The sequence below is a fragment of the Alteribacillus bidgolensis genome, assembly GCF_002886255.1.
In the GTDB taxonomy this organism is placed as follows: Bacteria; Bacillota; Bacilli; order Bacillales; family Marinococcaceae; genus Alteribacillus; species Alteribacillus bidgolensis.
Window position 1 is genome coordinate 105,097 of record NZ_NJAU01000003.1, and the last position, 25,081, is coordinate 130,177.

23 protein-coding genes are annotated in these 25,081 nt (G+C 37.8%); 7 read left to right on the top strand and 16 right to left on the bottom strand.

The genetic code is table 11. The features are described from left to right. Positions 1–103 precede the first annotated feature (103 nt). Positions 104–1,624: a glucose-6-phosphate dehydrogenase gene (gene zwf / locus CEF16_RS21840; protein WP_091588121.1), complete on the bottom strand. Its 1,521-nt coding sequence runs from the start codon at positions 1,622–1,624 to the stop codon at positions 104–106. Positions 1,625–2,084: 460 nt separating this feature from the next. Between zwf and hxlA the strand changes: the two genes are divergently transcribed. The 3 genes from hxlA (at position 2,085) to CEF16_RS21855 (ending at position 3,750) form a co-directional block, all read left to right on the top strand. Continuing rightward, positions 2,085–2,726, top strand: a complete 642-nt coding sequence (hxlA, locus tag CEF16_RS21845) for a 3-hexulose-6-phosphate synthase (RefSeq protein ID WP_096241785.1) — start codon at positions 2,085–2,087, stop codon at positions 2,724–2,726. 18 nt (positions 2,727–2,744) lie between these two features. Further along, positions 2,745–3,302, top strand: a complete 558-nt coding sequence (gene hxlB, locus CEF16_RS21850; protein ID WP_096241799.1) for a 6-phospho-3-hexuloisomerase — start codon at positions 2,745–2,747, stop codon at positions 3,300–3,302. 322 nt (positions 3,303–3,624) lie between these two features. Next, positions 3,625–3,750, top strand: a complete 126-nt coding sequence (locus CEF16_RS21855; RefSeq protein WP_091588276.1) for a GapA-binding peptide SR1P — start codon at positions 3,625–3,627, stop codon at positions 3,748–3,750. A 381-nt stretch (positions 3,751–4,131) separates the two neighbouring features. Here CEF16_RS21855 and CEF16_RS21860 read toward each other — a convergent pair whose 3' ends face one another. Continuing rightward, positions 4,132–4,710 carry a cupin domain-containing protein gene (locus tag CEF16_RS21860; protein WP_139186024.1) on the bottom strand — a complete coding sequence of 193 codons (579 nt, stop codon included), beginning with the start codon at positions 4,708–4,710 and terminating at the stop codon, positions 4,132–4,134. A gap of 180 nt (positions 4,711–4,890) precedes the next feature. Between CEF16_RS21860 and CEF16_RS21865 the strand changes: the two genes are divergently transcribed. From CEF16_RS21865 to CEF16_RS21870, 3 genes are read left to right on the top strand one after another with little or no spacing between them, the layout of a single operon-like run. Continuing rightward, on the top strand, positions 4,891–6,888 hold the full coding sequence (locus CEF16_RS21865) for an oxidoreductase (RefSeq protein ID WP_091588273.1): 1,998 nt from the start codon (positions 4,891–4,893) through the stop codon (positions 6,886–6,888). Continuing rightward, positions 6,881–7,036 carry a hypothetical protein gene (locus CEF16_RS23995; RefSeq protein ID WP_170032324.1) on the top strand — a complete coding sequence of 52 codons (156 nt, stop codon included), beginning with the start codon at positions 6,881–6,883 and terminating at the stop codon, positions 7,034–7,036. The genes CEF16_RS21865 and CEF16_RS23995 overlap by 8 nt, the downstream gene beginning before the upstream one ends. 32 nt (positions 7,037–7,068) lie before the next feature. After that, a complete protein-coding gene (locus CEF16_RS21870) occupies positions 7,069–8,661 on the top strand; it encodes a sodium:solute symporter family protein (protein WP_091588271.1) in 1,593 nt (530 codons plus the stop codon). 149 nt (positions 8,662–8,810) lie between these two features. On the opposite strand, the gene CEF16_RS21875 is transcribed toward CEF16_RS21870, so the two are convergent. Continuing rightward, on the bottom strand, positions 8,811–9,797 hold the full coding sequence (locus CEF16_RS21875) for a Gfo/Idh/MocA family protein (protein WP_091588270.1): 987 nt from the start codon (positions 9,795–9,797) through the stop codon (positions 8,811–8,813). Between the two features lie 264 nt (positions 9,798–10,061). Between CEF16_RS21875 and CEF16_RS21880 the strand changes: the two genes are divergently transcribed. Next, a complete protein-coding gene (locus CEF16_RS21880) occupies positions 10,062–10,421 on the top strand; it encodes a winged helix-turn-helix transcriptional regulator (RefSeq protein WP_091588268.1) in 360 nt (119 codons plus the stop codon). Positions 10,422–11,076: 655 nt separating this feature from the next. On the opposite strand, the gene CEF16_RS21885 is transcribed toward CEF16_RS21880, so the two are convergent. The 13 genes from CEF16_RS21885 to glpX form a co-directional block, all read right to left on the bottom strand. Then, complete coding sequence (locus tag CEF16_RS21885; protein WP_091588266.1) at positions 11,077–11,511, bottom strand: hypothetical protein; 435 nt, start codon at positions 11,509–11,511, stop codon at positions 11,077–11,079. A 350-nt stretch (positions 11,512–11,861) separates the two neighbouring features. Next, the gene (locus tag CEF16_RS21890) at positions 11,862–12,113 is read right to left on the bottom strand and encodes an IDEAL domain-containing protein (protein ID WP_091588265.1); all 252 of its coding nucleotides are present in this window, start codon (positions 12,111–12,113) and stop codon (positions 11,862–11,864) included. Between the two features lie 55 nt (positions 12,114–12,168). After that, positions 12,169–12,849 (bottom strand): ribulose-phosphate 3-epimerase, encoded by a 681-nt coding sequence (gene rpe, locus CEF16_RS21895; protein ID WP_091588263.1) that lies wholly within the window; start codon positions 12,847–12,849, stop codon positions 12,169–12,171. 61 nt (positions 12,850–12,910) lie between these two features. Next, positions 12,911–14,296: an ethanolamine permease gene (eat, locus tag CEF16_RS21900; RefSeq protein ID WP_091588261.1), complete on the bottom strand. Its 1,386-nt coding sequence runs from the start codon at positions 14,294–14,296 to the stop codon at positions 12,911–12,913. Positions 14,297–14,360: 64 nt separating this feature from the next. Continuing rightward, complete coding sequence (locus tag CEF16_RS21905) at positions 14,361–15,161, bottom strand: helix-turn-helix domain-containing protein (RefSeq protein WP_091588260.1); 801 nt, start codon at positions 15,159–15,161, stop codon at positions 14,361–14,363. A 62-nt stretch (positions 15,162–15,223) separates the two neighbouring features. Further along, entirely contained in the window at positions 15,224–15,691 is a 468-nt protein-coding gene (locus CEF16_RS21910; RefSeq protein ID WP_245918028.1) for a hypothetical protein, read from the bottom strand. A 185-nt stretch (positions 15,692–15,876) separates the two neighbouring features. Further along, on the bottom strand, positions 15,877–17,814 hold the full coding sequence (locus tag CEF16_RS21915; protein ID WP_091588257.1) for a primary-amine oxidase: 1,938 nt from the start codon (positions 17,812–17,814) through the stop codon (positions 15,877–15,879). A 200-nt stretch (positions 17,815–18,014) separates the two neighbouring features. Beyond that, on the bottom strand, positions 18,015–18,623 hold the full coding sequence (locus tag CEF16_RS21920) for a cyclase family protein (RefSeq protein WP_091588255.1): 609 nt from the start codon (positions 18,621–18,623) through the stop codon (positions 18,015–18,017). A gap of 333 nt (positions 18,624–18,956) precedes the next feature. Next, complete coding sequence (rpiB, locus tag CEF16_RS21925; RefSeq protein WP_091588254.1) at positions 18,957–19,403, bottom strand: ribose 5-phosphate isomerase B; 447 nt, start codon at positions 19,401–19,403, stop codon at positions 18,957–18,959. Positions 19,404–19,441: 38 nt separating this feature from the next. Continuing rightward, positions 19,442–20,407 carry a 6-phosphofructokinase gene (pfkA, locus tag CEF16_RS21930; protein WP_091588252.1) on the bottom strand — a complete coding sequence of 322 codons (966 nt, stop codon included), beginning with the start codon at positions 20,405–20,407 and terminating at the stop codon, positions 19,442–19,444. A 291-nt stretch (positions 20,408–20,698) separates the two neighbouring features. Then, positions 20,699–22,702, bottom strand: coding sequence for a transketolase (tkt, locus tag CEF16_RS21935; RefSeq protein WP_091588251.1), 2,004 nt, complete (start codon positions 22,700–22,702; stop codon positions 20,699–20,701). A 30-nt stretch (positions 22,703–22,732) separates the two neighbouring features. Then, positions 22,733–23,623 (bottom strand): class II fructose-1,6-bisphosphate aldolase, encoded by an 891-nt coding sequence (gene fba, locus CEF16_RS21940; RefSeq protein ID WP_091588249.1) that lies wholly within the window; start codon positions 23,621–23,623, stop codon positions 22,733–22,735. Positions 23,624–23,706: 83 nt separating this feature from the next. Then, positions 23,707–24,672, bottom strand: coding sequence for a class II fructose-bisphosphatase (gene glpX / locus CEF16_RS21945; protein ID WP_091588248.1), 966 nt, complete (start codon positions 24,670–24,672; stop codon positions 23,707–23,709). Between the last annotated feature and the right edge of the window lie 409 nt (positions 24,673–25,081).

Below are 25,081 nucleotides of genomic sequence, written 5' to 3' on the forward strand. Positions count from 1 at the left end.
ATTGATACCTCCTAAAATTGTAAGTATTTAAGATTCAGAATTTACAGTATTTTAAGTTAATCCTTTAGTAGTGGGAATTAAGTTTCGCAAGAAGACTTTCAACCTACCACCATTGAAATTCCTCCTCTTCCAATAATTGATCAGCTGCTTCTGGTCCCATGGAACCTGCAGGGTATGAATGCAAAGGAACGATATCTTCTTCAAATGCCTCTAATATAGGCTGAACCCATCTCCAAGATAGTTCAACTTCGTTCCAATGAGCAAAGAAAGTAGGATCACCACGTAAAGCATCGGACAGTAAGAATTCATAGGCTTCGGGTACATTCTTCTGGTTAGCTGAATAGGCAACTGTAACCGGTTCAATCTTATTATCATTTAATGGATTTTTAATATTTAATTGTAAGGAAACACTCTCGTTTGGACTAATATCAATGGTTAGAATATTGGGGGATATTTCTTCATTTTGGGTAATATAAAGATCCTTCAATGGATTTTTAAATTCAATCACAATTCTTGTGGACTTTTCTTTCATTCTTTTTCCTGTACGGATATAGAAGGGGACCCCACTCCAAAAATTATCGTCAATCCACAAACGGGCAGCAATAAATGTATCATTTTTCGAAAAATTATTAATTCCGTCTTCCTCTTTATATCCTAAAGCGAATTCACCTTGAATTTCCCCTGGACCATATTGACCACGAACTACATGAGATGCAACTTCTTCTTTTTGTAATGGCCTAAGAGATTCCATGATTTTTTTCTTTTCATAACGAATATCTTTTGAGCTGATTCGTTTCGGGAGTTGCATTGCTGTCATCATCAGAATTTGCAACATATGATTTTGAACCATATCACGAATTGCCCCTGCTTGGTCATAATAATTCGCTCTATCTTCTACCCCAACTGTTTCACTAGCCGTAATTTGTACATTAGCAATGTATTGCTTATTCCATAACGCTTGAAATATAGGATTTGCAAATTCTAAAGCTTCGAGGTTTTGAACCATTGGTTTACCGAGATAATGATCAATACGATAAATTTCACTTTCTTCAAAAGCTTTACTAAGTTTTTCATTTAAGTCTTGGGCCGACTTCAAGTCATGACCAAATGGTTTTTCGATAATTAAACGCTTCCATCCCTTTACAGATCCTAACCCGCTATTTGTAATATTCGAGGTAATTACATCAATTAGACTAGGGGCAACAGATAAATAAAACAGACGATTTTCAGGAATATTCAATTCCTCTTCATGTCTTTGAATCATATCAAGTAGCCTTTCATACCCCTCATCGTCCGTTACATCCAAAGGGCTGTAATGGAACGAATTAAGAAACTCATCTGTTTTTGGTCCATCATTTATCTCATGTCTCGAAAATGTAGATAGTGATTCTCTTACATGTTTTTTAAATGTGAAATCTGACCATTCTCTTCTGCCTAAACCGATAATTGAAAACGATTGTGGCATTTTATTATCCAGAAATAGATTATATAGGGCAGGAAAAATTTTTCTTTTGGCTAAATCCCCTGTGGCTCCAAATAAGACAAAGGTCATAGAATCAACTTCCGATTTGTTTAGGACGCTAACATTGTACTCTGTATCACGTGAAACAGTAACATCATTCATGTTCTCCCTCCTATGGACTACATGTTCTATGTAGGGATCAGTATAATATTTATAATTTACATTTGTAAGTACGCACTTTTTTTTTATATAGTGTAAAAAAACACACTAATTTATATTAAAATGAAGTGGGATGATTGGGATAAAAACTATATGGAGACAGTCATGAAACATCAGGAAAAAGAAAACCTTCCCTCCATACAAAAATATGTATTAAAAAAATATTGTAAGCGATCCAAATAACATCTTATGGAAGATGGGAAACATTAAAAAACATGCAGTACTCTTAATAGGAGGAGCTGCATGTTTTTTATGCCCTTTTGTTAACATATTTCCTTACAGTATATTTTTTGACACTATATGAAAATAAAGTCCGTACTTTTATTTCTGAAAATTAGAACTTACAATAATATTTGTATCAAACAATTTCATTGAAATTTAAATTCAAATAAGGAGTGAGATCATGGAACTTCAATTAGCGTTGGATCTTGTAAACACGCAAGAAGCAAAAGAGTTGGTAAATGAAGTCAAAGATCATATTGACATCGTCGAAATCGGGACACCTGTTGTAAAAATTGAGGGGCTTCAAGCTGTAAAAGAAATCAAAGAAGCCTTCCCTCAGCTCCAGGTATTGGCGGACTTAAAGACCATGGATGCGGCCGGTTACGAAGTCATGAAGGCATCGGAATCAGGGGCTGATATCGTTACGATCCTAGGGGTAGCCGAAGACGAGTCGATCAAAGGGGCTGTCGAGGAAGCGAAAAAACAAGGCAAAAAAATCCTTGTTGATTTGATCGCTGTGAAAGATATTGAACAACGGGCGAAAGAATTGGATGCCTTTGGTGTAGATTATATCTGTGTACACACCGGGTACGACCTACAGGCCGTTGGGAAAAACTCCTTTGAGGACTTGAACACCATTAAACGTGTTGTAAAACATGCCAAGACGGCTATTGCAGGCGGTATTAAATTGGACACGCTCCCAGAAGTCATTGAATCCCAACCGGATCTTGTCATTGTTGGTGGAGGGATCACGGGAGCTGAAGATAAAAAAGCTGCAGCGTCAAAAATCGAAGAATTAATTAAACAAGGGACTGTAGCCTAAAAAAGGGGCAATTCCATGATGAAGACCACACAATACGCATCGGAAATTATAAACGAGTTAAACCGGACCATCGAATTACTCGCTGAAGACCAAGCGGAAAAATTGGTGGATCAAATCCTGGCATCCAAGAAAATTTTTGTAGCTGGGGCCGGCCGATCTGGATTTATGGCCAAATCCTTTGCCATGCGAATGATGCACATGGGAGTAGAGGCCTATGTTGTTGGGGAAACCATCACCCCTGGCCTGGAAAAAGACGATCTTTTAATTATTGGATCTGGTTCGGGAGAGACCAAAAGCTTGGTTTCCATGGCAGAGAAGGCGAAAAGTTTAGACGCTTCTGTTGCGGTTGTTACGATTTCTCCTGAATCAACGATTGGAAGATTAAGTGATGTAGCGATTAAAGTACCAGCCAAACCGAAGGCTGGGACAGACAATGAATACAATACCATACAACCTATGGGTTCTTTATTTGAACAAAGTCTCTTATTATTTTATGATGCGGTCATCTTACGATTGATGGACCAAAGAAAATCAGAATCTGGGGCTATGTTTGGCAAACATGCGAATCTTGAGTAGGGGCAAAACGATTCGTTGAAAAAATATATGTTTTAAAATGAGGCTGTGCCTTCAGTCCATACTTTCCTTCTCCTTTTACTATATTTTTATATTTTAAGCTACCATACGTTTTAGATCATATTATATAAGTAACCAAGGCTTACCTTGGTTACTTTCTTTCCAATATTCCCTAAGATTATGGTGGTGGTAAAGTAGCATTGGGAATAATTTTTAACGTAGTCATTTGTAAGTTGTGTAACCAATTGCGATGGAAGGTAAGGTTAAGTGTACTAAATTAAATTTTGAAAGCGTTTTCTATATATTTTTAAAGGAGTTGAAAGTAATGGGAACTATTATTTGTCAAACCTGTGAGAAAGTTATAGAACATATTAACATTGAGAAAGTTGTAACACTCTACGGAAAATGTACGGAGTGTTCTACACAATCTTGTAGAGATCGCAATAATTAAACTGTTTGTTTTCATATTTTAAAGCTAACTCTTCAACACACTTTTATGTTATCTATTATAGTTTGAAAAGGAAATGACAAAGATAGTTTGGCTTCCGCATTGTCGTCCAATGATTACAGTACATCAACAATTACGACAATTCCACCAGCAGCCACTTTTGCTGATCAGAGTTCAGAAAGGGATTTTTTAAAAAGCTATTTGCGATTTATGGTTTTACATTTATTTCAGCTGTTAGGTACTAGTTACTCTTTAGAAATAATCAAAAGAATTAACAACACATTATTCAGTGCCTCGCAATTTGGTATGGGATCGGCGTACACTAACAGCTTCCATGAATGACCTCGCCTTCACACCTCCCACAACTGGCTCACATTATGTACATCAAAAGCTTGGCGGCGTTATAATCCATAGCGCTTCAAGTGTATTTTCTCCTGTATTTTTCCAATCATGTGGGGAACGACTCGTAAATTTGATAGTATCCCCTTCATGAAGTTCATATGTTTTGTTGTTTATCGTGATTTCCATTACGCCCGACAAGATAATAATGCATTCCTCGTCACTATTGTGGCTGTAAGGTTCTCCGCTTTTTCCTCCTGGTTCGATCGTCGAGTATATCACCTGTAGTTTCCCATCTAAATTGGTAAGTAAATAATCATTCGTTAATGCGGGCTTGGGAAAGGAGAGCTGGCGGCGGTTATCTTTGCGCACGATACTTACGTTGTCTGCTGTATCGTCTTCCACCATTTCTTTATCAAATAAAGAAGCGAGGGGAATGTCCAATACTTGGACTATTTTCTGCATAGAGGCAATAGATGCTGTGGTTAATCCTCTCTCAAATTGACTGATAAAGCTTGAAGTGAGTCCAGTTTGGCTTGCGATCATATTTAAAGTTACTCCTTTTGATAATCGTATTGTTCGAAGCTTTTCCCCGACGGTATTGGTTTCATTTATATCACTCAAGATTGTCACCTCTTGTAAAAATAGGTTGTTTTTCTTTAATACTATCAGATTTCACATGCTTGCTTCCCATTTTGTAATATTCATTAAATTCAGATTTTTTATTGAAATTACGACAAGGTGATTGTAATATTAATGTATAGTTAATTAAGTATTACTTAAAAATACTCAGGAGGTCCCCATATGACAAAGGAAAAATTTTCTCATCTTTTTTCTCCAATGAAGATTGGCCATATGGAACTTAAGAATCGCATCATGACTAGTGGTCACCAGACCACACTCGTCGAAAACCACTTGCCGACAGAGGATTTCGCCGCTTACCACACGGAAAGAGCGAAAGGAGGAGTGGGGCTTATCGTCATGGAGGCTCATGGGGTGCATAAGACTGGATTGAATACTCCATTCGCTATAGACGCCAGTCACCCAGAAATCATTCATCTCCATAAAAAAACGGCAGAAAACATTCATAAACACGATGGGAAATTAATTGCTCAATTAATTCACCACGGACGTGAAGCCTATGTTAGTGAAGCAAATAACGATGTCGTTGCTCCTTCCGCAGTTCCAACCGAACGGTTTCACATAATTCCAAGAGAGTTGGAAGAGGAAGAAATCGAAGAAATTATCGACGGATTTGTCCAAAGTGCCCTTCATCTGAAAGAGGCTGGACTCGACGGGGTAGAGTTTGTTGGCTCGCACACCTATTTGTTTGAACAGTTTTGGAGCCCAACGGTCAATAAAAGAACCGATCAATGGGGAGGTTCTTTTGAAAACAGGATGAGATTTTCAAGAGAAGTGATTACGAGAGTGAGAAAGGCTGTCGGTGACGATTACGTACTGGGAATGAGAATGTCCTTGGAATCCCAAGACGATGTCGGTACCAGTGCCGATAGCTCTCTTGACGTGATCCGCCACCTTCACGAACTGGAAAAGCTTAATTATTGGAGCCTCGTGATCGGATCATCTGCCACGTACAAAGGAAGCTCGTATATTGTACCGCCTGCTTCGGAATCAGCATCGCAGCTATTTTCGAAAGTGAAACAGGTGAGAGAAATAATTGGTGCCCTTCCTCTTATTCTAACGTCACGGATCTATACTCCCGACATTGCCGAACAATTGCTAGCTGATCAATGTGCAGATGTGGTCGGGATGACACGGGCCTTAATTGCAGACCCTCACCTACCCAATAAACTAATAACAGATAAAGGGAAACAAATTATACCTTGTATCGCCTGCAATCAAGGCTGTATTGGTCGCTATCAGCAACACCTCCCGATCCGTTGTACCGTCAATCCGGTGACTGGACGAGAAAAGTATTATGCCGACGTTCCAGCAACGGCACGGGCAAAAATTGTTGCAGTCATTGGCGGCGGCCCGTCCGGAATGATGGCTGCGATTACATTAAAAAAACAAGGACATGACGTAACATTATTTGAAGAAAACGACTGCCTGGGTGGACAGTTAAATATCTTACAGGGGGGTCTGTACAGAGAGCAGGTTAGACAGTGGCGTACGTATCTGATCAATGAGCTAGAGCGTTTAAATGTTCAGATAGAAAAGGGAAAGCGTTTCACTTACGCCCACTTGAAAAGAATGAAACCCAATGCGGTCATTGTAGCAACTGGTTCTAAGCCGCTTCTACCAGATGATGTTGATAACACAACGATATCTTACTATACGTCCTGGGACATTCTCAATCATACACCGGTAAAGGAAGAAGACATTCTCGTGTTAGATTGGAAAGGAGACTGGCCTGGAGTGGAAGCAGCAGAATTCTTAGCTGTACAAGGTAAAAACGTGGAAATTGTGTCTCAGAGCTACGGAATTGGAGAAGCCGTGCAGCAATATAAACGGAACAAGCTGCTGGAACGCTTCGATACGTTAAAGGTCAATCAAACTCCTCACTTTAAACTAAAAGCAATGAAACAGGACAGCATTTTGCTCGAGCATATATTTAGCGGACGGATCGAAGAACGGAAACCGGAAGCTATTGTGTTGGCGACTGGCCAAGATGCCTCTGAGGCACTTGAAGAGTATCGGAGACTTAAGAACCTACGTTGCGAGGTTATCCGAATAGGAGATGCGAAAAGTCCACGATCGCTGGATGAAGCCGTGTGGGAAGGTTTTCAGGCGGCACTTAACCTATCTGCTGAAAAAGAGGAGGAACAAATAAATGGGTGATCTCATTTTTACTTTTTCTTATGGAAGCGCTTTAATATTGATCGGACTATTCTCGAAATACATGCTAAATAAACTAAACAGCAGCGAAATTAAAGAGAAAAAAGAGCTCCGCTATCATGAGGAAGAACAGAAACCTTCCATGAAATGATGCGGACTTGAAAAAATAAAGGAGGAGATATATTGTCTTATTTAATCGGAATTATTATCGCATTTTTATTCTTTATTTTCATGGGGATCTTTTTGTCACGTAGAGTTTCTAATGTAGATGACTACTATGTATCCGGAAGGAACGCGCCGACTCTGGTGATTACAGGGTCCCTGGTTGCTTCTTTCCTAAGTTCGGTAACATTTATGGGTGAAGCAGGCTTTTCATATAGCGGTTATCCGATCATACAGCTGATCTTAATTATTTTCAATGCCAGCGGTTATGTGCTCGGCGTGTTTTTTTTCGGAAGATATTTACGACGAAGCCGCGCCCTGACTGTTCCTGAGTATTTTGGTAAACGCTTTGATTCACAAAAAATGCAGAAAGTCGCTGGAATCACGACCATCTTAGGGATTTCGGCTTATATTGTGGCTGTGACCCAGGGAGGAGCACTGCTATTCTCCTCCGTTTCGGGTCTATCCTATACCGCATCCTTGTTCGTCATATGGTTTGCGTATACGTCCTTTACTTTTCTTTCCGGAGCAAAAGGGGTATTGGTCAACGATACAATTATGTTTCTCATTTTCCTCATAGCCACTATCGTCGGAATACCATTTATTTTACATGCCACAGGCGGATGGCCGAATGCCTTGCTTGAGACAGCGTCGTTGCAAGCTTTCCCAGATATTCTAAGCTGGCATGGGATGACAGGGGAGAATTCTTATTTCAGTTCCCCTGGAGAAGCGCTTGTCTGGGCAATTATCTTAGGACTGGTATGGGGAACGGTGGTTGCTGTAAGTCCATGGCAGACAAGCCGGTACTTAATGGCGAAAAGTGAGCACGTCGTGATCCGTTCCGGTGTCATAGCCACTATTGCTATTTTTGTTATTTACCTCTTTCTCCATATTGGAGTGGCAACAGTGAATGTCGTAAATCCCACTATAAACCCTGCGGAAAACGTGTTTATCTGGTCCGCGTTGAACCTCATGCCAACCTGGTTAGGTATCATCGCTTTAGTTGGCATCATGTCAGCCATACTTTCATCCTGCTCCACCTTTTTACAACTCATAGGGAACAGCGTCGCTCATGATATACTCATTAATAAAGAGAAAAGCAGTAAAATAGTGTTGAGATTCAGCCGAAATACGATGCTGCTGTCGAGCGTAGTGATTCTGCTTATTACACTCTGGCAGCCGCCGGCAGTCATGTGGATCGGATATTTTGCAGCCACTTTATTTGCTGCCTCTTGGGGACCTACCGCCTTTGCCAGTGTTTATTCAAAAAAAGTCACCAAAAATGCGGCGTTTTGGGGGATCATCATCGGCTTTCTGGGTGTCGTTGCAGCCGAATTATATCAAATGCTCGTGACAGATCTGCCAATCTACTTTCACCCTATCATCATTGGAGTCGTGTTATCCACTCTCGCACTCGTCTTGATTTCGAGAACCGAAGAAGTCACGGAAGCAGAAAAAGTATTCCGGCAGCAAATCTTACAACTTCCAGCTGCTTTAAAAGACAACAAGGAAATCACCATTACCCAGAGGTATCCTAATATTCTGATCGCAAGTGGAGCCTTCGTGATCGTCATCACCTTTATCTTCTATTATCTCCCTCTGCACCTATTATAATGATGGAAAATGACCTATCCTAATTTTGGAATCTCAAGCTAGGATAGGTTTTTTCATTATCTCCAATAACCTCACCAAGGATCAGAATAGCACCAAAAACTAAAATGATTTACATAAAATAGCTGCTTGAATTTTAATCTTTTATTCACTTAATCCTTGTCTGCTGGATATACAACCCCCATTTGTTGTCGCGATTCTTCCATAATTTCTGTAACTATTAAAGAATTAGAGTAAGAATTAGTAGATGATTCGAGTTCCCCTTTTTTAATCAATTCAATAAATTCTTTCACCTCGTAATACATTGTGTTATTTACTTGTGACTGTGTAATATCTTCTACACTCCCATCCCTATAGCAAATTTGTACTTTTTCAGGGCTGTGTATTTTATCGATTAAGATACTCCCGTTTTCCCCTTGAATTTCCGAAAATATATATGAATTGGTTATTTTTGAGTACATTACAACTGCATCCTTTTCTTCATATTGTAAGAGAATACTCCCTTCTCCATCTACACCAGACTCTAGTGTTATTCCGTTTGCTTTTATTCTTTCTGGTTTTCCAAAAAGTACTACTAATGGATAAAGACAGTAAACTCCAATATCCATTAAAGAACCATTTGAAAAGGTAGGGTTAAATGCATTTAAGACTGTTCCTTCCTTATACGTATCATAACGGGAAGAGTATTGACAATATACCCCAATATACCGACGGACTTCTCCTATTTTATGCAAATTATCTTGGATACTTTTGAAATTAGGAAGAAAAGTAGTTTTTAGGGCTTCCATTAATAGCACGTTATTCTTTTTTGCTGTGTTTATCATTTGCTTTAATTCAGCCGTGTTTGAAGCCATTGGCTTTTCGCATAAGACATGTTTTCCATTGTTCATACAAGTTATCGCTTGTTGTGCATGAAAACAGTTAGGACTGGCAATATAAATAGCATCTATCTTATTGCTTTTTGACATACTTTCTATATCCGTGAAGATTGTCTCAACATTAAACATATCTGCAAATTCTTTTGCTCGTTTTTCTGTTCGGGAATAAACAGCCGTTAAAGAGAAATCTTGTAAATGACTTGCTGCTTTAATAAATTCTTCTGTAATCCAGTTTGTCCCGACTATACAAAAGCGTATCATATCTACAGCACCATCCTCATATGAAGTAGTTAAAGCTAGGGACTTGGTTTCTTGACATTTTCTTCGATTCAGCTCATTGTACGTTTTAGATAAAATTTGTAAATTCCTGCAATGTTTTTATGATTAGAGAAACCTTTTTAATTCTCTCGTATATTCCTGTACATAAGCAAGTATAATGTGTATAATAATTAATCAAAAGTACGCACTTTTTTGTTAGATACTGTCTGTTAGTATACCACTATGTGAGATTTGGGGGGTGTAAATATGGGGCATGTATGTGGTAAGACGTTTAACTGTGAAAAGGAATTGACGCTTTCTGTCATTGGTGGTAAATGGAAGATGCTTATTTTGTGGCATCTAGGGAAAGAAGGAACCAAACGGTTTAATGAACTAAAATCTCTCATACCGGGTATAACCCAAAGAATGCTTGTTAACCAATTAAGAGAACTGGAAGAAGACCTTATTGTTCATCGTGAAGTCTACCCTGTTGTACCACCTAAGGTTGAATACTCACTGACAGAACAGGGAGAGAGCCTAATGCCGATTATCGATTCTATGTATGAATGGGGTAAAAACTATATAAAATCTACAGCTAGAAAGACCGAGGTAAAAATAAACCAATAAAGCCCTTCTTATAGTAAAAACCGAAGAATAACATTAGACTTAAAGTTTAAAAACAACAGACATATACTAACAAGTCATTTTTATAAACCATGTGTAGAGCCTCTTACAATTTTACACATGGTTTTTTGTTTGTTTATTAAGGTTCTATACAGACGATAAAACAAGTAACAGATCATATTGAATCGTCAAAATCGAGTTTGATAAAAATTGAGAGGACGTAGGGCTATCAACAACGTCAAAGAATCTTCCCTTGACCATATGTATTGGCGGACATACAGACCATGGATCCACCTGAGTTACAAAGGTATGAAAGGACTTCATCAGGAGCCGATATCATCATAGTCGAAAGATAAGCCTATAAAGGGGCTGTGGAGAGAATAAAAAAAGCAAAAAGAGCCTAGTTGTTTTGAGTGCAGGTATTAAAAAACGGATGAAAGAATTGAGTGATTATTTGGTTGAGTTTATAACTGTGTGCACACCGGTGATGCAGGCAGTAGATAAAACTTATTAACCTTAAACGTGCTGCAAATAAAACTTTTAAAGACTATTTTGGCACGAAACATTACATACTTCTAGACGGCACTGGCCCCAGCCGGATCTAGTTATTTCTGAAGAGGGATTGTGAGTCCAGTGGGTTATAGCCTTGTTATCAAGGCTATAAACAGGACCAACGTCTAACATCACTAACAAATTCCATTATTTCACTGTTCCGGAATTCTGTTATTTTTAATTCATCCGTAAACAAATAGAGTACTACGGTAATACGATCCCGGTTATCAATCATCTCAACGCCGCTTTTCCTTTTGTTTCCACTTACTAACGGAAGATGCAGCCGTTCAGAAATTTCTTCAGCCGAGGACTTTCCTCTTGGAATATCTAAAATAAGTTTAAGATGGTCATCCTCATCGTCGCAAATCATGCCCCACCGTTTGCCAAACCACGCGCGACATCCCATCATACTAATGAGTGTATATCCATATGGAGGAGTCGGTACAAATTTTGTACTTGCCCACCCCCTTAATTCCATTGCGCTACGAAGTTCTATCACTTTGGTTCTCACCAGTGTTTCTTGGTGTTCTTTTATAGGCATATTATCTCCTCCTTAAACAATTCTCTAGATCTTCCACACAACTGGTAGAGCTCATCGAAATTGTTCAGTGATTCTACCATTTTGTTTTAAAGGATAAATTACATTCTCCAGTACGGTGTTGGATAACGATTTGTCACCAGTATATTTTTTCTACAAGTAATAAAAGGATAGCTTCTAAAAAAATAAAAGACGAAAAAAATAGATGGAAGTTTGTCTTTATATAGACAACTCCATTCTATTTTTATAAAGTGATAGTTTTTGATAATAAACACGTTCCTTCAGATAACCAATCTTCTTTTCTTATTAGTTTTTTTAGCTTCGTTGGGATAATAATGGGCTGTATACGTGTTTTAATTCTTCCTATTTTGTTTTAATTTTGCATACTTAGCAGATAGTTCAAGAAAAACCGGCTTATTATTTGAATCAAGAGCATTGTTAATCTTTTCTTCGAGGATCCTAATTTGACCGGTATATATGGCTTCATCCAAGATCATTTCGATATACGTATCAAGAACGGACCAATCTTCTTCAGATGAATGGTATTTATTACCAATGGTTTTCATGATCTCAGAATATGATCTATAAGGTTTCTTGTTATTCATTACAGATACCCCCTACTTTTAAACTAAAAACCGGATTCCTATACTACCAATTTCCTTACTGCTCCCGAGTATTAGCGTTATAAACCAGTTTTTCATTTCTAATTTTTTCTATAGCTTGACTGCGATCCGTTTGATTATAAATTGCAGAACCTGCAACAAGGACATTGGCTCCTGCTTCGATACATAGTTTAGCTGTTTCAGGATTCACACCACCATCTACTTCAATTTCAACCTCTAATTCTCTCTTTTCTACAATGGAAGATACTTGTTTTATTTTAGATAGAACAGAATGAATGAAAGATTGACCTCCAAAACCTGGATTAACTGTCATAAGTAATACGAGGTCAACATCCTCTATTACATGCTCAATCATTGAGATAGGTGTATGAGGATTTAATGCTACTCCAACTCTCATACCCTCAGATTTAATCTGTTGCACCGTTCTGTGTAAATGATTACAGGCTTCAACATGAACGGTTAGTAAATCTGCCCCCGCTTTTGAGAATGTCTCGATATATTGATTTGGATTTTCTATCATTAAGTGCACATCTAAAGGTAAGTTTGTAACAGGTCTAATGGCCTCAACGATTAATGGTCCAATGGTGATATTGGGAACAAAATGACCATCCATCACATCAACATGGATATAATCTGCTCCCCCCCTTTCAACATCTTTTATTTCTTCTTCAAGTCGTGCAAAGTTAGCGGACAGAATAGAAGGCGCGATCTTAGTCATAGTTCATACCTCATCTTTCTTTATATTTAAATAATGTTTATCATGATAAAAGGACGACAACTTAATTTGCAGATATATTTTTTTCGTTGAGTTCTTCTTCTTCCGCTTCTCCTGCATTAAGAGCGAATTGTTCTTCTGGAGCATTCTTATTTATACGGTGTCTTGCCCACACAAAGTAATAAATAACGGCTAGAGCAAAGATAGATACACTACCGATAAATATGTCAATTTGCCCAAAAACGGATGAAAACAAAGCTAGTGTACTAATAATAATACATACGATAGGTACTACTGGATAAAAAGGCGCTTTATATGGACGTTTAAGATTGGGTTCTTTTTTACGTAGAATAATTAGTGATAAATTCATCATAATATAAGAAACCAATGCCCCAAATGTGGCAATTAAAATTAATTTATCTGGATCAAACATAAGGACAAAAATAAAACCTATTGTCCCAGGAAGTACGATTGCCATATAAGGAGTACGACGTGTTTTGTGTAGTTGAGATAAGAATTGTGGTAAGTATCCAGATCTTGACAAAGAGAAAACTTGTCGGGAATAAGCCAATACCGAGCCTGCTAAGCTCGAAATTAAAGCGAATAAACCCACTATAGCAATAGCATCAACCACCCATAAATTTTGACTGATACCAGCAGAGAGTGCATAAGAAAGAGGATTTTCTTCTAACGATGTAGCCTGGTTTCCTCCAAGACCAACTGTAATTGTCACGACGAGAAATGCTAGGATAATAAGTGTAATAATTGCGCTCATAATCCCTTTAGGCATATCTTTTACCGGATCACGAGCTTCTTCTGATAGCATGGGCAACATTTCCATGCATATGTACAGCCACATTGCATAAGGTAGTGCAGCCCAAATACCGGAAATTCCTCCAGGAATGAGTGATCCTCCAAATAGATTAGTAGTCTCAATGTTTGGTAATCCATAAATAGCGAAAACGATTAACATACCTACGGCAATAGAAACAAGGACCATCTCAAGAGTGGCAAATTCTTTTACGCCTAAAATATGCACAATAAAGAAAAACACATATAAGAATGCAGCAGCGAAAATGGGGTTGATTTCAGGAATGAGAAAATTTACGTAATATCCAGCTCCCGCCGTAAACACAGCAGTGCCTATTGTAAACTCCAATATAACGCCTACACCTGTAAGATATCCGCCTAGTGGCCCCATTGCTCTTCTTGCAAAAGAATAAGCTCCTCCGGCGTGAGGCATGATGGTAGATAGCTCTGCAAGTGATAAACATAACGTTGTATACATAATTCCTATGATTGCAGTAGCTATTAACATCCCTACAAAACCAGATTCAGCCAAGCCATAATTCCAACCAAAATAGGAACCTGAAATTACGATACCTACCCCTAATCCCCATAAATGTATAGGAGTCAAAACTTTCTTTAATTCTAAATGTTGAGTACTCAATAGAGCCCCTTCTTTCTTTATTTTTTTATAACAACCTAATATTAAAAGTTATAAAGTAGTTTTTCTAAGAAAGATTTTGTATAAATTGAGTCGGAGTTAAATCAACAAATTTTTTAAATCCCTTAACAAAGTGCGCTTGATCATGGTATCCATTTTCATAAACTACATCTGATAGTTTTTGTTTATTATTATCTGTAAACAGCATCGCTAAAGAATTTTGAAATCTAACAATTTCACTAAATTGCTTTGGTGAAAACCCAATCGACTCTTCAAATTTTTTACGTATATACCGATCTGAATATCCAGTATCCATAGACAATTGATTAATATTTATATTTCCTTTGGATTCGTAAATTTGGTTAATTGAATATTCAACAATATTCTGATAAATCGAATCAGAAAATAGACTTTCAATAAACTTTTCAAATAGATGTACCCTTTCACTAAAAGATTGTCTACTAACTATTTGTTCTACAAAGAATGGGTCAATGACCATAACATCATCTAAAGGAATTTTTTCTCCCAAAAGTTCTCTCATTGAATACTTTAAGTTAATAATACCTTGTTCAGGGGTGAATCTAACGCCAAAGTATTTACATCCTACTTCAAAATTCAGTTGTTCCCTTCGTTGAAGTGGACTTGTCCAAAGAAATCCAGATGGTTTTGTTGAACTACAACAAAACAACATATCAAAACATCCATCAGGAATAAGGGAAAAGGAATTAACAGAATTTTTTTGGGTCTCAAATTGGTAAAATAATGCAATGTGTTTTCTGATAGGAAGCTTTAATGGTTTTTGTTCAATATAGTTATCCATCTTATATTGGACTTCAGGTTGGGAAGGAAAAAACGTAAGGGTTGTCAAATTAGACCCCTCCTAATTTTTAATGTGCAATAACCCGATATATTTAGACTTTTAGTATCCTGCTAATGATGATGCAGATCATCTACCTGGTTGTCTTCTACCGGTTTCATTTCTAGGTCTGCAAAAGTGAATATTATAATAATTGAAAAAGCGGATGTAATAATCATCCAAAGGTAGGAACGAGGATAAAACCCAAAACTTTTATTATTTATCTTTAATTCAGCATTAATATAGAAAATAATGAATAAAACACTTATGACAAATAAGATATCCATAAATACGAGCATAAGTGGAAGGTTATTTAGCAGCATATCCCCTAACATTGCACCCATCATTCCTCCCATTATTCCAGCAGCACATCCTTCTACCATGGTAAGAAGACTAATGGGTTTTCCTGCTAAAAATCCTACTATAAGACCGAAACTCATTGCTAAAATTGTAGAAAGTGTTAAATCACCTCTATAAGCTATTCCAGCAATTAAGCCAATAGTTAAACTACTAACCATTGCTAATGACATCACCATTGTCATTCCTGTCATTTTCTCTAAATTTTTTCGATTATTATATAACTTTATTAAACAGACACCAGTATATATTAAAACTAGTAAAGTACTTATTATTAATAACATAGATTCAACCCCCCATTTACCGAATGTTAAAAAAGGTGAAAAAGGAATTGAATCATAACAACAATTCCTTTTTCCCTTTCCCTATTTTAATGACAACTGTCCCCTTTTTTAGGAGTAGGGCGTGGAAGATCCAATGCTGGATTTCTATCATAGAAACCATGTGGTTGCAACTTGAATCCAATATGGTGAGTTGGCATTACTGGCCAATCTTCCGGACGTACAATGTGGTGAACACTCATATTATACCAAGTAACAATATCTTCATTTTCAATATTGCGGTTCTCTTTTACCCAATGGTTTAGCGTGTTCTCGCCTTTACCTTGGTTCGGATATTTTCCAGAAGCATACATTTGATCGCGATCAAATTTTGTAACGTGTAAATGATTTTTAATAAATCCTGCACGTTTTATGATGCTTGATTCGTCATGTAAGAATGGAGATGCATTTTCACCAGGTACAAGTTGAAAACCTACTGGCTCACCTACATGGTTTTTCTTGTTAGGGTTAATGATTTTCCATGCTCTTGCCGTGTCATGATTCAAATTACGTTGCGCTTCTAATTCTGTTTGAAGTGTTGTTGTTTCCACACCGAAAGCATTTAAAGTTTTATTTGTTTCAAAATCAGGTTTCGATGCTACGGTGTTCAATTCTTGAACAGAATTGTATTGCCCATCGATATGGGTATCAATACGGTAGTTAAAGATGTGTTGGTGAATTGGTGCATTGATTTGTGGTGCAACCAACGTGCCATACTTCGGTGTTTCGCCTTCTTCAAGGACACCAACATTCAAGATACCTGTTAATTTTGCTTCATGTTCAATTTTACCATCTGTATAGAAGTACCAGAAGAATCCGTAGTCATAGTTCGCTACTGTCGTGAAGAATGAAATAACTAAACGACGTGAACGGCGTACTTCTACATCTTCAGTTCTCCAGTCTGTGTGTTTCCATGCAATTCCGTGATCTTCTTCATGAACACAAATCGCATTAGGAATTCTGTGGATGTCACCATTACCTGTTGCCATAACAGCGTCGAAGTAGTCAATATGACCGACACAGTCACAACCACGCTCTAATGAGTTAGCTAACTGGCCAATTCCGTATTCACCCGCATCAAACGCACATTGCCAGTTATGAGCCGGATCTGTATCTCCGTAAGGAACAACCATTTCTGATAAAGCCGCACGGTATAGAATTTGGCGTTTTTCACCGTTCTCTTCATAATCTACGGTATTAAGAACAAGTCCTTCCCGTGCTGTGTATCCAATTCGGATATCCCATTTTTGCCACTTAATGTTATGTCCATTAATTTCATAGCTAGGGCCTTCCGGTTGTGTAATTTCTAATGGTTTTAAATCTGTCCGTTCTTGGATATCATCAGATTGCTCAGGCTTGTACGGTGCAGCTGTTGGCGCAATCGGTCTTACTCCATAGTCTTCAATGCGTACAATTTCCATTGTGCTTAAATTAACGACAGGTAGTAGACCTGAAAGAGGATATGCATAAGCATTATCGCCTTCAAATTTTCTAACAAAACATAATGCCTTTGCTAGACGTTTTCCTTCATCTTCTTCAATACCGAAATTACCAACAGACCAAGGATCAATCATAACGAGGCTTGGATCTGTAATACCGCGTTTTGCGATCGCTTCTTGGAAATCAGGGTCATTTTTCACTGTTTCTTCAAGTTCAGAATATTCTTCAAAAAGGAATGAAGGTTGAACGTCTGGAACATGTGTCCATGAAACAACTTTTTCATCCGTAAGAGAGATAACCCCTTCATACGTTTTGCTATCTGTTGTATCCAACACGATCATGAAAGCTTCACGTACAATTGGGTCGCCTTCTTTGTAATTTAACACAACTTCTTTTTCAGGCTCACGCAAACCAACTTGCTCAAAACGAGATTTATCCGTTAGTCCTTTTTCTTTTCTTGCAATTGCAACAGCATTCTTAATTTCCTCTTCTGTTAGTGGTTCTAGAGGATGCATCACATTTTGTAATACGTTTGTTTCGGTTTTCATAAAATGCCCTCCCTTTTTGTTGGCTGTAATTAATATTTTAATTTATGTTAATATTTAATTAAGTTAATTTTAACTTAATAAATATTATAAATATTGTAAAAATCGGAATTATCAGATATATGGTCGAATGCTGATTTCTATGATGAAATTTTGTCAATAAACGAAGGTTGTAAAAACTTTGTATGTGTCATACATTGTAATTATTTCATTAAAAATACCCTTGCAGGTGCAGCGTCCGTACCAATAATTTTTAACGGAGCAGTGACCAATTTGTACTCCCCTTCTGGAACGTTTTTTAAGCGTAACCCTTCAACAATAATAACGTTATTTTTAAACAGTGCTCGATGAGTAGAATGATCTTTTTGACTTCTTTCTATCCCGAGTGCATCAATGCCAACTCCTTTTATCTGTAAGGAAGATAAATATTCAGCGGCATCGGCTTTTAAATAAATAAAATCAAATTTAAAGTCTTCATACTCAGAGTTTTTCGTTTTCAGCAATATAAAATCATCTTTTTCAATTGAAAAATGCGTTAGGTCTTCTTTGACAATTCCATCATCCACGTGCGAAACGTCCAATACTTTGCATGGAACAACTAAATCTTCAAGCGAAATCGATTCAATGGTATTACCGTTAGGTACCATATGCAACGGTGCATCAACATGCGTTCCGGAATGACAATCCATGGTTACACGTGTCTCCGTAACGTGCCCCGATGTTGTTCTTTCAAACACAGGCTGTTTTTCCTCTTTATTTTTATAAACTGGCATACCCTGATAAATAGGAGCTGAAATATCATATATTTCCATAGGATTTCCTCCTCCGTTTTGTGTATTTATAAGTATTATTAGGTATCTTTTTGTCACAAATTAGGTTTTTATATTCAGAAAAATAGAGCTACGTTTATAGTGGTCTACCCAAATTCAATAATCCCCTGTTGTATAGCGTAAACACCGATACTACCACCACACACACCATGCTGTTTAAAAGTAGTTCCTCGTACATTTATCCTTGAAGATCAGCTCGAGCTAAGTTCTCGTTTCAACGAATCCTTCACTCTCCGGTATAACGAATATAATATTTGATCTAAAGTGTCTAAGATATGGTTCCAGTAATCTTTGCAATGCATTTATAGGATCACTCTACTTCTGAGGCATTTCATACGATGTTATTTTATTGATGCGGTTTTCGTGCCTACCACCTTCAAATGGAGTTTTCAACCACACTTTCGCAATTTCACGAGCTAACCCCGGACCAATGACGCGTTCTCCCATCGCTAATACATTTGTATCGTTATGCTCTCTTGTTGCCTTAGCACTAAACATATCATGTACGAGTGCACAGCGAATTCCCTTTACTTTGTTTGCTGCAATGCTCATTCCAATTCCTGTGCCACAAATTAAAATTCCTCGTTCAACTTCCCCACTTACTACCTTCTTAGCTACCGGAATCGCGTAATCTGGGTAATCAACAGAAGTATCACATTCACACCCTAAATCCTCATACTCAATGTTCATCTCTTCCATCAATGAAATTATGTCTTTACGAATATTCATACCACCATGGTCTGATCCGATTGCCACCTTCACTTTTGGTTCCTCCTGTCCTCTTAAGAGATGATTTTCAACTATATAGATAAACTTCTAGCTAAATGATAAGTGGACAGATCCATCATTTGTTTATGCTTTTCTTTCTCTACTTCCTTAAAAGGTGTATTAATCACTTGATTATTTTTCAAACCTACCATCACACCTTTTTTTCCATCTATCAGCAAATCAACGGCCTTTGCTCCCAATTGGTTACTCATCATCCGATCATAAGCACTAGGGGCTCCCCCACGTTGTATATGCCCCAAAATGGTCACCTTTGTATCAAATCCTGTTTTCTCTTTTATCACTTTACCGATCTCTGTACCCTTACCTACCCCTTCAGCGATAACAATAATACTATGGGTCTTTCCACGCTCATATCCTTTCTTGATGCGATCAACGACATTTTCTGCATCATAGTCAACTTCCGGGATAATAATAGATTCTGCCCCCGCACACATCCCTGCCCATAAAGCAATGTTTCCTGCATCACGTCCCATTACCTCAACCACATAAGTACGCTCATGGGAAGCTGCCGTATCGCGAATTTTATCAATAGCTTCTACAGCTGTATTTACAGCAGTATCAAATCCAATTGTATATTCTGTCCCTGCAATATCATTGTCAATAGTTCCTGGTATACCGTTTGTTGGAAACCCTTGGGCAGTTAATTGTTCTGCACCTTTAAAAGTGCCATCTCCACCAATCACAATTAAGCCATCAATGCCTTTTTCTTTTAATTGCGTTAAAGCCTTGTCCTGTCCTTCAACTGTCTTAAATTCCTCACAGCGTGTGCTTTGTAAGATTGTACCTCCCCGGTGAATAATATCCCCCACACTACCGAGGTTCATTGAAACAAAATTTCCATCTATTAAACCCCTATAGCCATTGTATATACCGTAGACTTCTAACCCTTTAAAAATGCCCCTTCGAACGACTGCACGAATCGTGGTATTCATCCCTGGTGCGTCCCCACCGCTAGTTAATACTGCAATTTTTTTCATTCGTATTCTCCTCCATACTTTCTAGCTCCTAGATACTACCCACCTCATTCTTTTTTACACATACACATGTTAATTAAGTAAGGAAGAAGGATTATGGAAAAAGGCAGGTTCACCAACTCGGTGAAATCTGCCTAAATCACAAAGAGTTCATCCATTAATAAAAAGGATTTGGTTTATTTCTTAACCCCTAATTCTAAAGTAATGAATGGTTCGATGTCCTATTAATTAAGCATTTTTACACCTATTTATTATTTGACATTTAATAATTTTCTAAAAAATGGACAAATATTTTTAGAGGAGCTTTTTAAATTGAAAAATAACATTTTCAACCGTAAAACCATACTCTTCAATTATTTGATCTCCTGGTGCCGAGGCCCCAAATGTATTAATAGATAGGACGCGACCGCTATCACCAACATATTTACTCCAACCCAAGGATGTTCCCATCTCAATACCAAGACGCACTTTAACATTTTCTGGGAGTACACTTTCTTTATATGAATCAGTTTGTTTTTCAAATCTATCCCAGCTTGGCATACTTACGACTGAAACATAAATCCCTTCCTCTTCAAGAGCCTTTTGTGCTTTAACGGCTAGAGAAACTTCAGAGCCGGATGCCAATAACAAACCATCAACATCGCCTTTTGCGCTAGAAATGACATATGCACCTTTTTTAACATTCTCATAAGCTTTTTCAGAGTCAACAAGTGTTGGCACATTTTGACGTGTAAGGATGAGTGCGGTTGGTTCGTCTTTACTTTCTAATGCCAGCTTCCAAGCTGCTGCTGTTTCGTTACCATCAGCAGGACGAATGGTAGAAATGCCAGGCATTGCACGTAACGATGCTAGTTGTTCAATGGGTTCATGAGTCGGTCCATCTTCTCCTACAGCAACGCTATCATGTGTAAATACATAAGTAACGGGTAGTTTCATTAACGAGGAGAGACGAATGGCCGGACGTAAATAATCAGAGAACACAAAGAATGTAGATCCGAAAACTTTTAAACCACCATGAAGGGCTATTCCATTGACGGCAGTGCCCATTCCAAATTCACGTACCCCAAACCAGATGTTACGTTCGCTATAATCTACAGCACTAAAATTCCCTTCCCCTTTTAGCAATGTTTTGGTAGAAGAAGATAAATCAGCAGAACCACCAAATAACTGTGGAATATTTTTGGCAAAAGCATTTAATACTTCTCCACCGGCAGCACGAGTTGCTAGGTTATCCTCTCCAACACGATATTGAGGAATTTCATGATCCCAGTCTTCTGGAAGCTGCCCATTGATTGCTAATTTTAATTCTTTGGCAAGTTCTGGATACGCTTCTTCGTATTCCAAAAACAAATTATTCCATGCCTCTTCCTTCTTTTCTGCTGCTTCCTTTAGTTCTGAAAAATGTTCTTTTACTTCTTCAGGAATATAGAATTCTTCTTCATAGTTCCAGTTATAATGTTCCTTTACATGTTTTACCTCTTCTTTGCCAAGAGGAGCACCATGTGCAGCAGATTTACCGCTTTTATTTGGTGAACCATAACCAATTACTGTTTTGACTTCAATTAAAGTTGGCTGACTTTCGTTTGCCTTCCCTTTAGCTAGAGCTTCTTCGATTGCATGGAGATCATTACCGTCTTCAACACGAAGTACTTGCCAGCCATAGGCCTTAAAACGATCCTCTACACTTTCACTAAATGATAAATTCAGATCACCATCAAGAGAAATATCGTTTGAATCATATAACACAATAAGACGACCGAGGTTAAGATGACCTGCAAGTGAAGCTGCCTCTGCAGATACACCTTCCATCAAGTCACCATCACCACAAATACTGTACGTGTAATGGTCAACTACATTAAAATTGTCACGATTGTACCTAGATGCTAAATGTCTTTCTGCCATGGCCATCCCAACAGCCATGGAAATTCCTTGTCCTAATGGCCCTGTAGTAGCATCAACACCAGCAGTGTGACCGTATTCAGGGTGACCCGGTGTTTTACTTCCCCATTGGCGAAAGTTTTTTAAATCTTCTAATGATAAGTCATGCCCTGTTAAATGCAATAAGCTATATAATAGCATCGATCCATGACCAGCAGATAGCGTAAAACGATCACGGTTGAACCAATTAGGATTGTTTGGATTATAATTCATAAATTTTGTCCACAGTATATAGGCCATGGGAGCAGCACCCATTGGCATACCCGGATGTCCTGATCCAACATTTTCAATCGCATCAATTGATAAAGTTCTAATGGTATTAATGGATAACAGATCCGAGTTTACTTTTTGTTCAATCATGAGTTGTCCCCCTTCTTTAGAAAAATCTTGTTACTTTGCTAGTGACTGAGCAGGATTTTGTTGAGCTTTACCTGATGATCCAAATTCACGCATCTTACCTATAACTGTTTCTTTAATCGATTCACGCGCCGGTCCAAGAAATTTACGTGGATCGTATAATTCAGGTTTACTATTTAAGACCTCTCGGACAGCATTGGTAGCTGAAATTTGATTTTCCGTATTGACATTAATTTTTGCAGAGCCAAGTGAAATGGCTTTTTGTATATCCTGTGCTGGAATTCCTGTACCACCGTGAAGAACAAGGGGAACACCTGTTAAGTCCATTACTTCTTTCATTCGATCAAAACCAAGATTTGGTTCACCTTTATATGGACCATGGACAGAACCTAATGCAGGTGCAAAGCAATCTACTCCTGTTTCTTCTACAAGTTTTTCACACTCGGAAGGGATGGCATAGGCTTCTTCCGGATTAGTAATCACGCCACTATCCTGAGCGCCAACACGGCCTAGTTCTGCTTCAACTGAAACGTTAACAGCATGTGCTACGTCGACTACTTGCCTAGTTAATTCAATATTTTCTTCAAGCGGAAGGTGGGAACCATCGATCATTACAGAGGTGAATCCGGCATGAATGGCTTGTACACACTGCTCAAGACTTGAACCATGGTCAAGGTGAATTGCAACTGGTACTGTGATTTCTAGTTCATCTATTAATGCTTCGACCATTCTAGTAATAAATTTAAAACCACTCATGTAACGACCAGCACCTGCAGATACTCCTAAAATAACTGGAGACTTTTCTTCTTCTGCCGCTTGCAAAATTGCTTGTGTAAATTCAAGATTGTTAATATTAAACTGTCCGACTGCGTACCCGTTATCTTTTGCACAATTTAACATTTCTTTCATCGATACTAATGGCATATTTTTCTCTCCTTTATTTGTTATTTGTTAATTTTCTGAACTATATAAATTAGATAACATTAGACAATATGCATTATCTATTATTAGAAGTCGGCTTCAATTAGAAGCCCTTTTCCCCCGACTGTAAGAAAAGAGTGTGTTGATAGTAGACCACTTTCTTTTTTTCTAACGCCTTTCATAAGCAGACCATCCGTAATCCCTGTTGCTACAAAAAAGCAATCATCTGATTTCACAATCTCATTTAAGCTTAAAACTTTCTCAGGGTTTGATAATCCCATACTAATACACCGATCAAATTCTTCTTGATTTTGAGGAGCAAGTTTACCTTGAAAGTCCCCGCCCAGGCATTTCAGACCGGTTGCAGCAATAACACCTTCTGGTGCTCCTCCCCTCCCCACCAACATATCAGCATCTATTCCATCGATGGCTGTAGCTATTGACGGAGTAACATCAACATCAGTAAATAACTTAACTTTTGCCCCAGCATCAAATACTTGTTTAACCAAATCATCATGACGAGGTCTTTCTTGAATCATTACCGTAAGATCTTTTACATCTTTTCCCAAAGCGTTTGCTACCGATTTCATATTATCTATTAATGGAGCCTCTATATCTATGTGTCCTTTTGCTTTTGGACCTACAGCGATTTTTTTCATATACATATCTGGAGCATGTAATAAACTACCTCTACTTGATACAGCAATTACGGTTATTGAATTATTCTTCCCTTTTGATATTGCAGTCGTTCCATCAACAGGATCCACAGCAATATCTACTGATGGTCCTTTTTTGGTACCAAGCTCCTCATCAATAAACAGCATAGGAGCTTCATCCATTTCCCCTTCACCAATAACAATCAAACCATCCATGTCAATGTGATTCATACGATTGCGCATAGCTTCCGTCCCAGCCCTATCAGCTTCATTTTTATTTCCTTTTCCTATCCAAGGATAGGCTGCGATAGCCGCTTGCTGAGCTACAGATAAAAAATCCATGGCTAACGTCTGAACCCGACCTTCACTAACGACATTAGTTTTTAATTCACTCATTGAATCACCTCCTATTGCCTTACAAGCTGTAGAAATTTTTATATTTTTTATTCCTGTACAGATATTAGTATAACGTGTATAAACCTGATCGATAAGTACGCACTTTAGAAACATATAGTATCTAAAATTACACTTTATAATTTACAGTTGGGATTTTTTATTCTATTCCTTGATAAGATCAACCTATCTTTTCTAGTTAACGTGGTTTCTACAATTATCTTTCTTTATAAATTCTCTTTTTTAGTATCTTTTAAGTATGTTTTTAAACACTATGTAAGATAAAAGTCTGTACTTGTTATAACAATTAATATATCTAATAATAAAAATAATAACCCAAATGAATAAGGCAAGCTTTTTATAAGGATTAGAGGGGAAGGCTATGAAATAAGAGTTGGTTAAATGATATTCC

Coding starts and splice junctions, on each gene's coding strand:
- zwf (WP_091588121.1), bottom strand. CDS start 1,624: ATGAATGATGTTACTGTTTCACGTGATACAGAGTACAATGTTAGCGTC.
- hxlA (WP_096241785.1), top strand. CDS start 2,085: ATGGAACTTCAATTAGCGTTGGATCTTGTAAACACGCAAGAAGCAAAA.
- hxlB (WP_096241799.1), top strand. CDS start 2,745: ATGAAGACCACACAATACGCATCGGAAATTATAAACGAGTTAAACCGG.
- CEF16_RS21855 (WP_091588276.1), top strand. CDS start 3,625: ATGGGAACTATTATTTGTCAAACCTGTGAGAAAGTTATAGAACATATT.
- CEF16_RS21865 (WP_091588273.1), top strand. CDS start 4,891: ATGACAAAGGAAAAATTTTCTCATCTTTTTTCTCCAATGAAGATTGGC.
- CEF16_RS23995 (WP_170032324.1), top strand. CDS start 6,881: ATGGGTGATCTCATTTTTACTTTTTCTTATGGAAGCGCTTTAATATTG.
- CEF16_RS21875 (WP_091588270.1), bottom strand. CDS start 9,797: ATGATACGCTTTTGTATAGTCGGGACAAACTGGATTACAGAAGAATTT.
- CEF16_RS21880 (WP_091588268.1), top strand. CDS start 10,062: ATGGGGCATGTATGTGGTAAGACGTTTAACTGTGAAAAGGAATTGACG.
- CEF16_RS21885 (WP_091588266.1), bottom strand. CDS start 11,511: ATGCCTATAAAAGAACACCAAGAAACACTGGTGAGAACCAAAGTGATA.
- CEF16_RS21890 (WP_091588265.1), bottom strand. CDS start 12,113: ATGAATAACAAGAAACCTTATAGATCATATTCTGAGATCATGAAAACC.
- rpe (WP_091588263.1), bottom strand. CDS start 12,849: ATGACTAAGATCGCGCCTTCTATTCTGTCCGCTAACTTTGCACGACTT.
- CEF16_RS21910 (WP_245918028.1), bottom strand. CDS start 15,691: ATGACAATGGTGATGTCATTAGCAATGGTTAGTAGTTTAACTATTGGC.
- CEF16_RS21915 (WP_091588257.1), bottom strand. CDS start 17,814: ATGAAAACCGAAACAAACGTATTACAAAATGTGATGCATCCTCTAGAA.
- CEF16_RS21920 (WP_091588255.1), bottom strand. CDS start 18,623: ATGGAAATATATGATATTTCAGCTCCTATTTATCAGGGTATGCCAGTT.
- pfkA (WP_091588252.1), bottom strand. CDS start 20,407: ATGAAAAAAATTGCAGTATTAACTAGCGGTGGGGACGCACCAGGGATG.
- tkt (WP_091588251.1), bottom strand. CDS start 22,702: ATGATTGAACAAAAAGTAAACTCGGATCTGTTATCCATTAATACCATT.
- fba (WP_091588249.1), bottom strand. CDS start 23,623: ATGCCATTAGTATCGATGAAAGAAATGTTAAATTGTGCAAAAGATAAC.
- glpX (WP_091588248.1), bottom strand. CDS start 24,672: ATGAGTGAATTAAAAACTAATGTCGTTAGTGAAGGTCGGGTTCAGACG.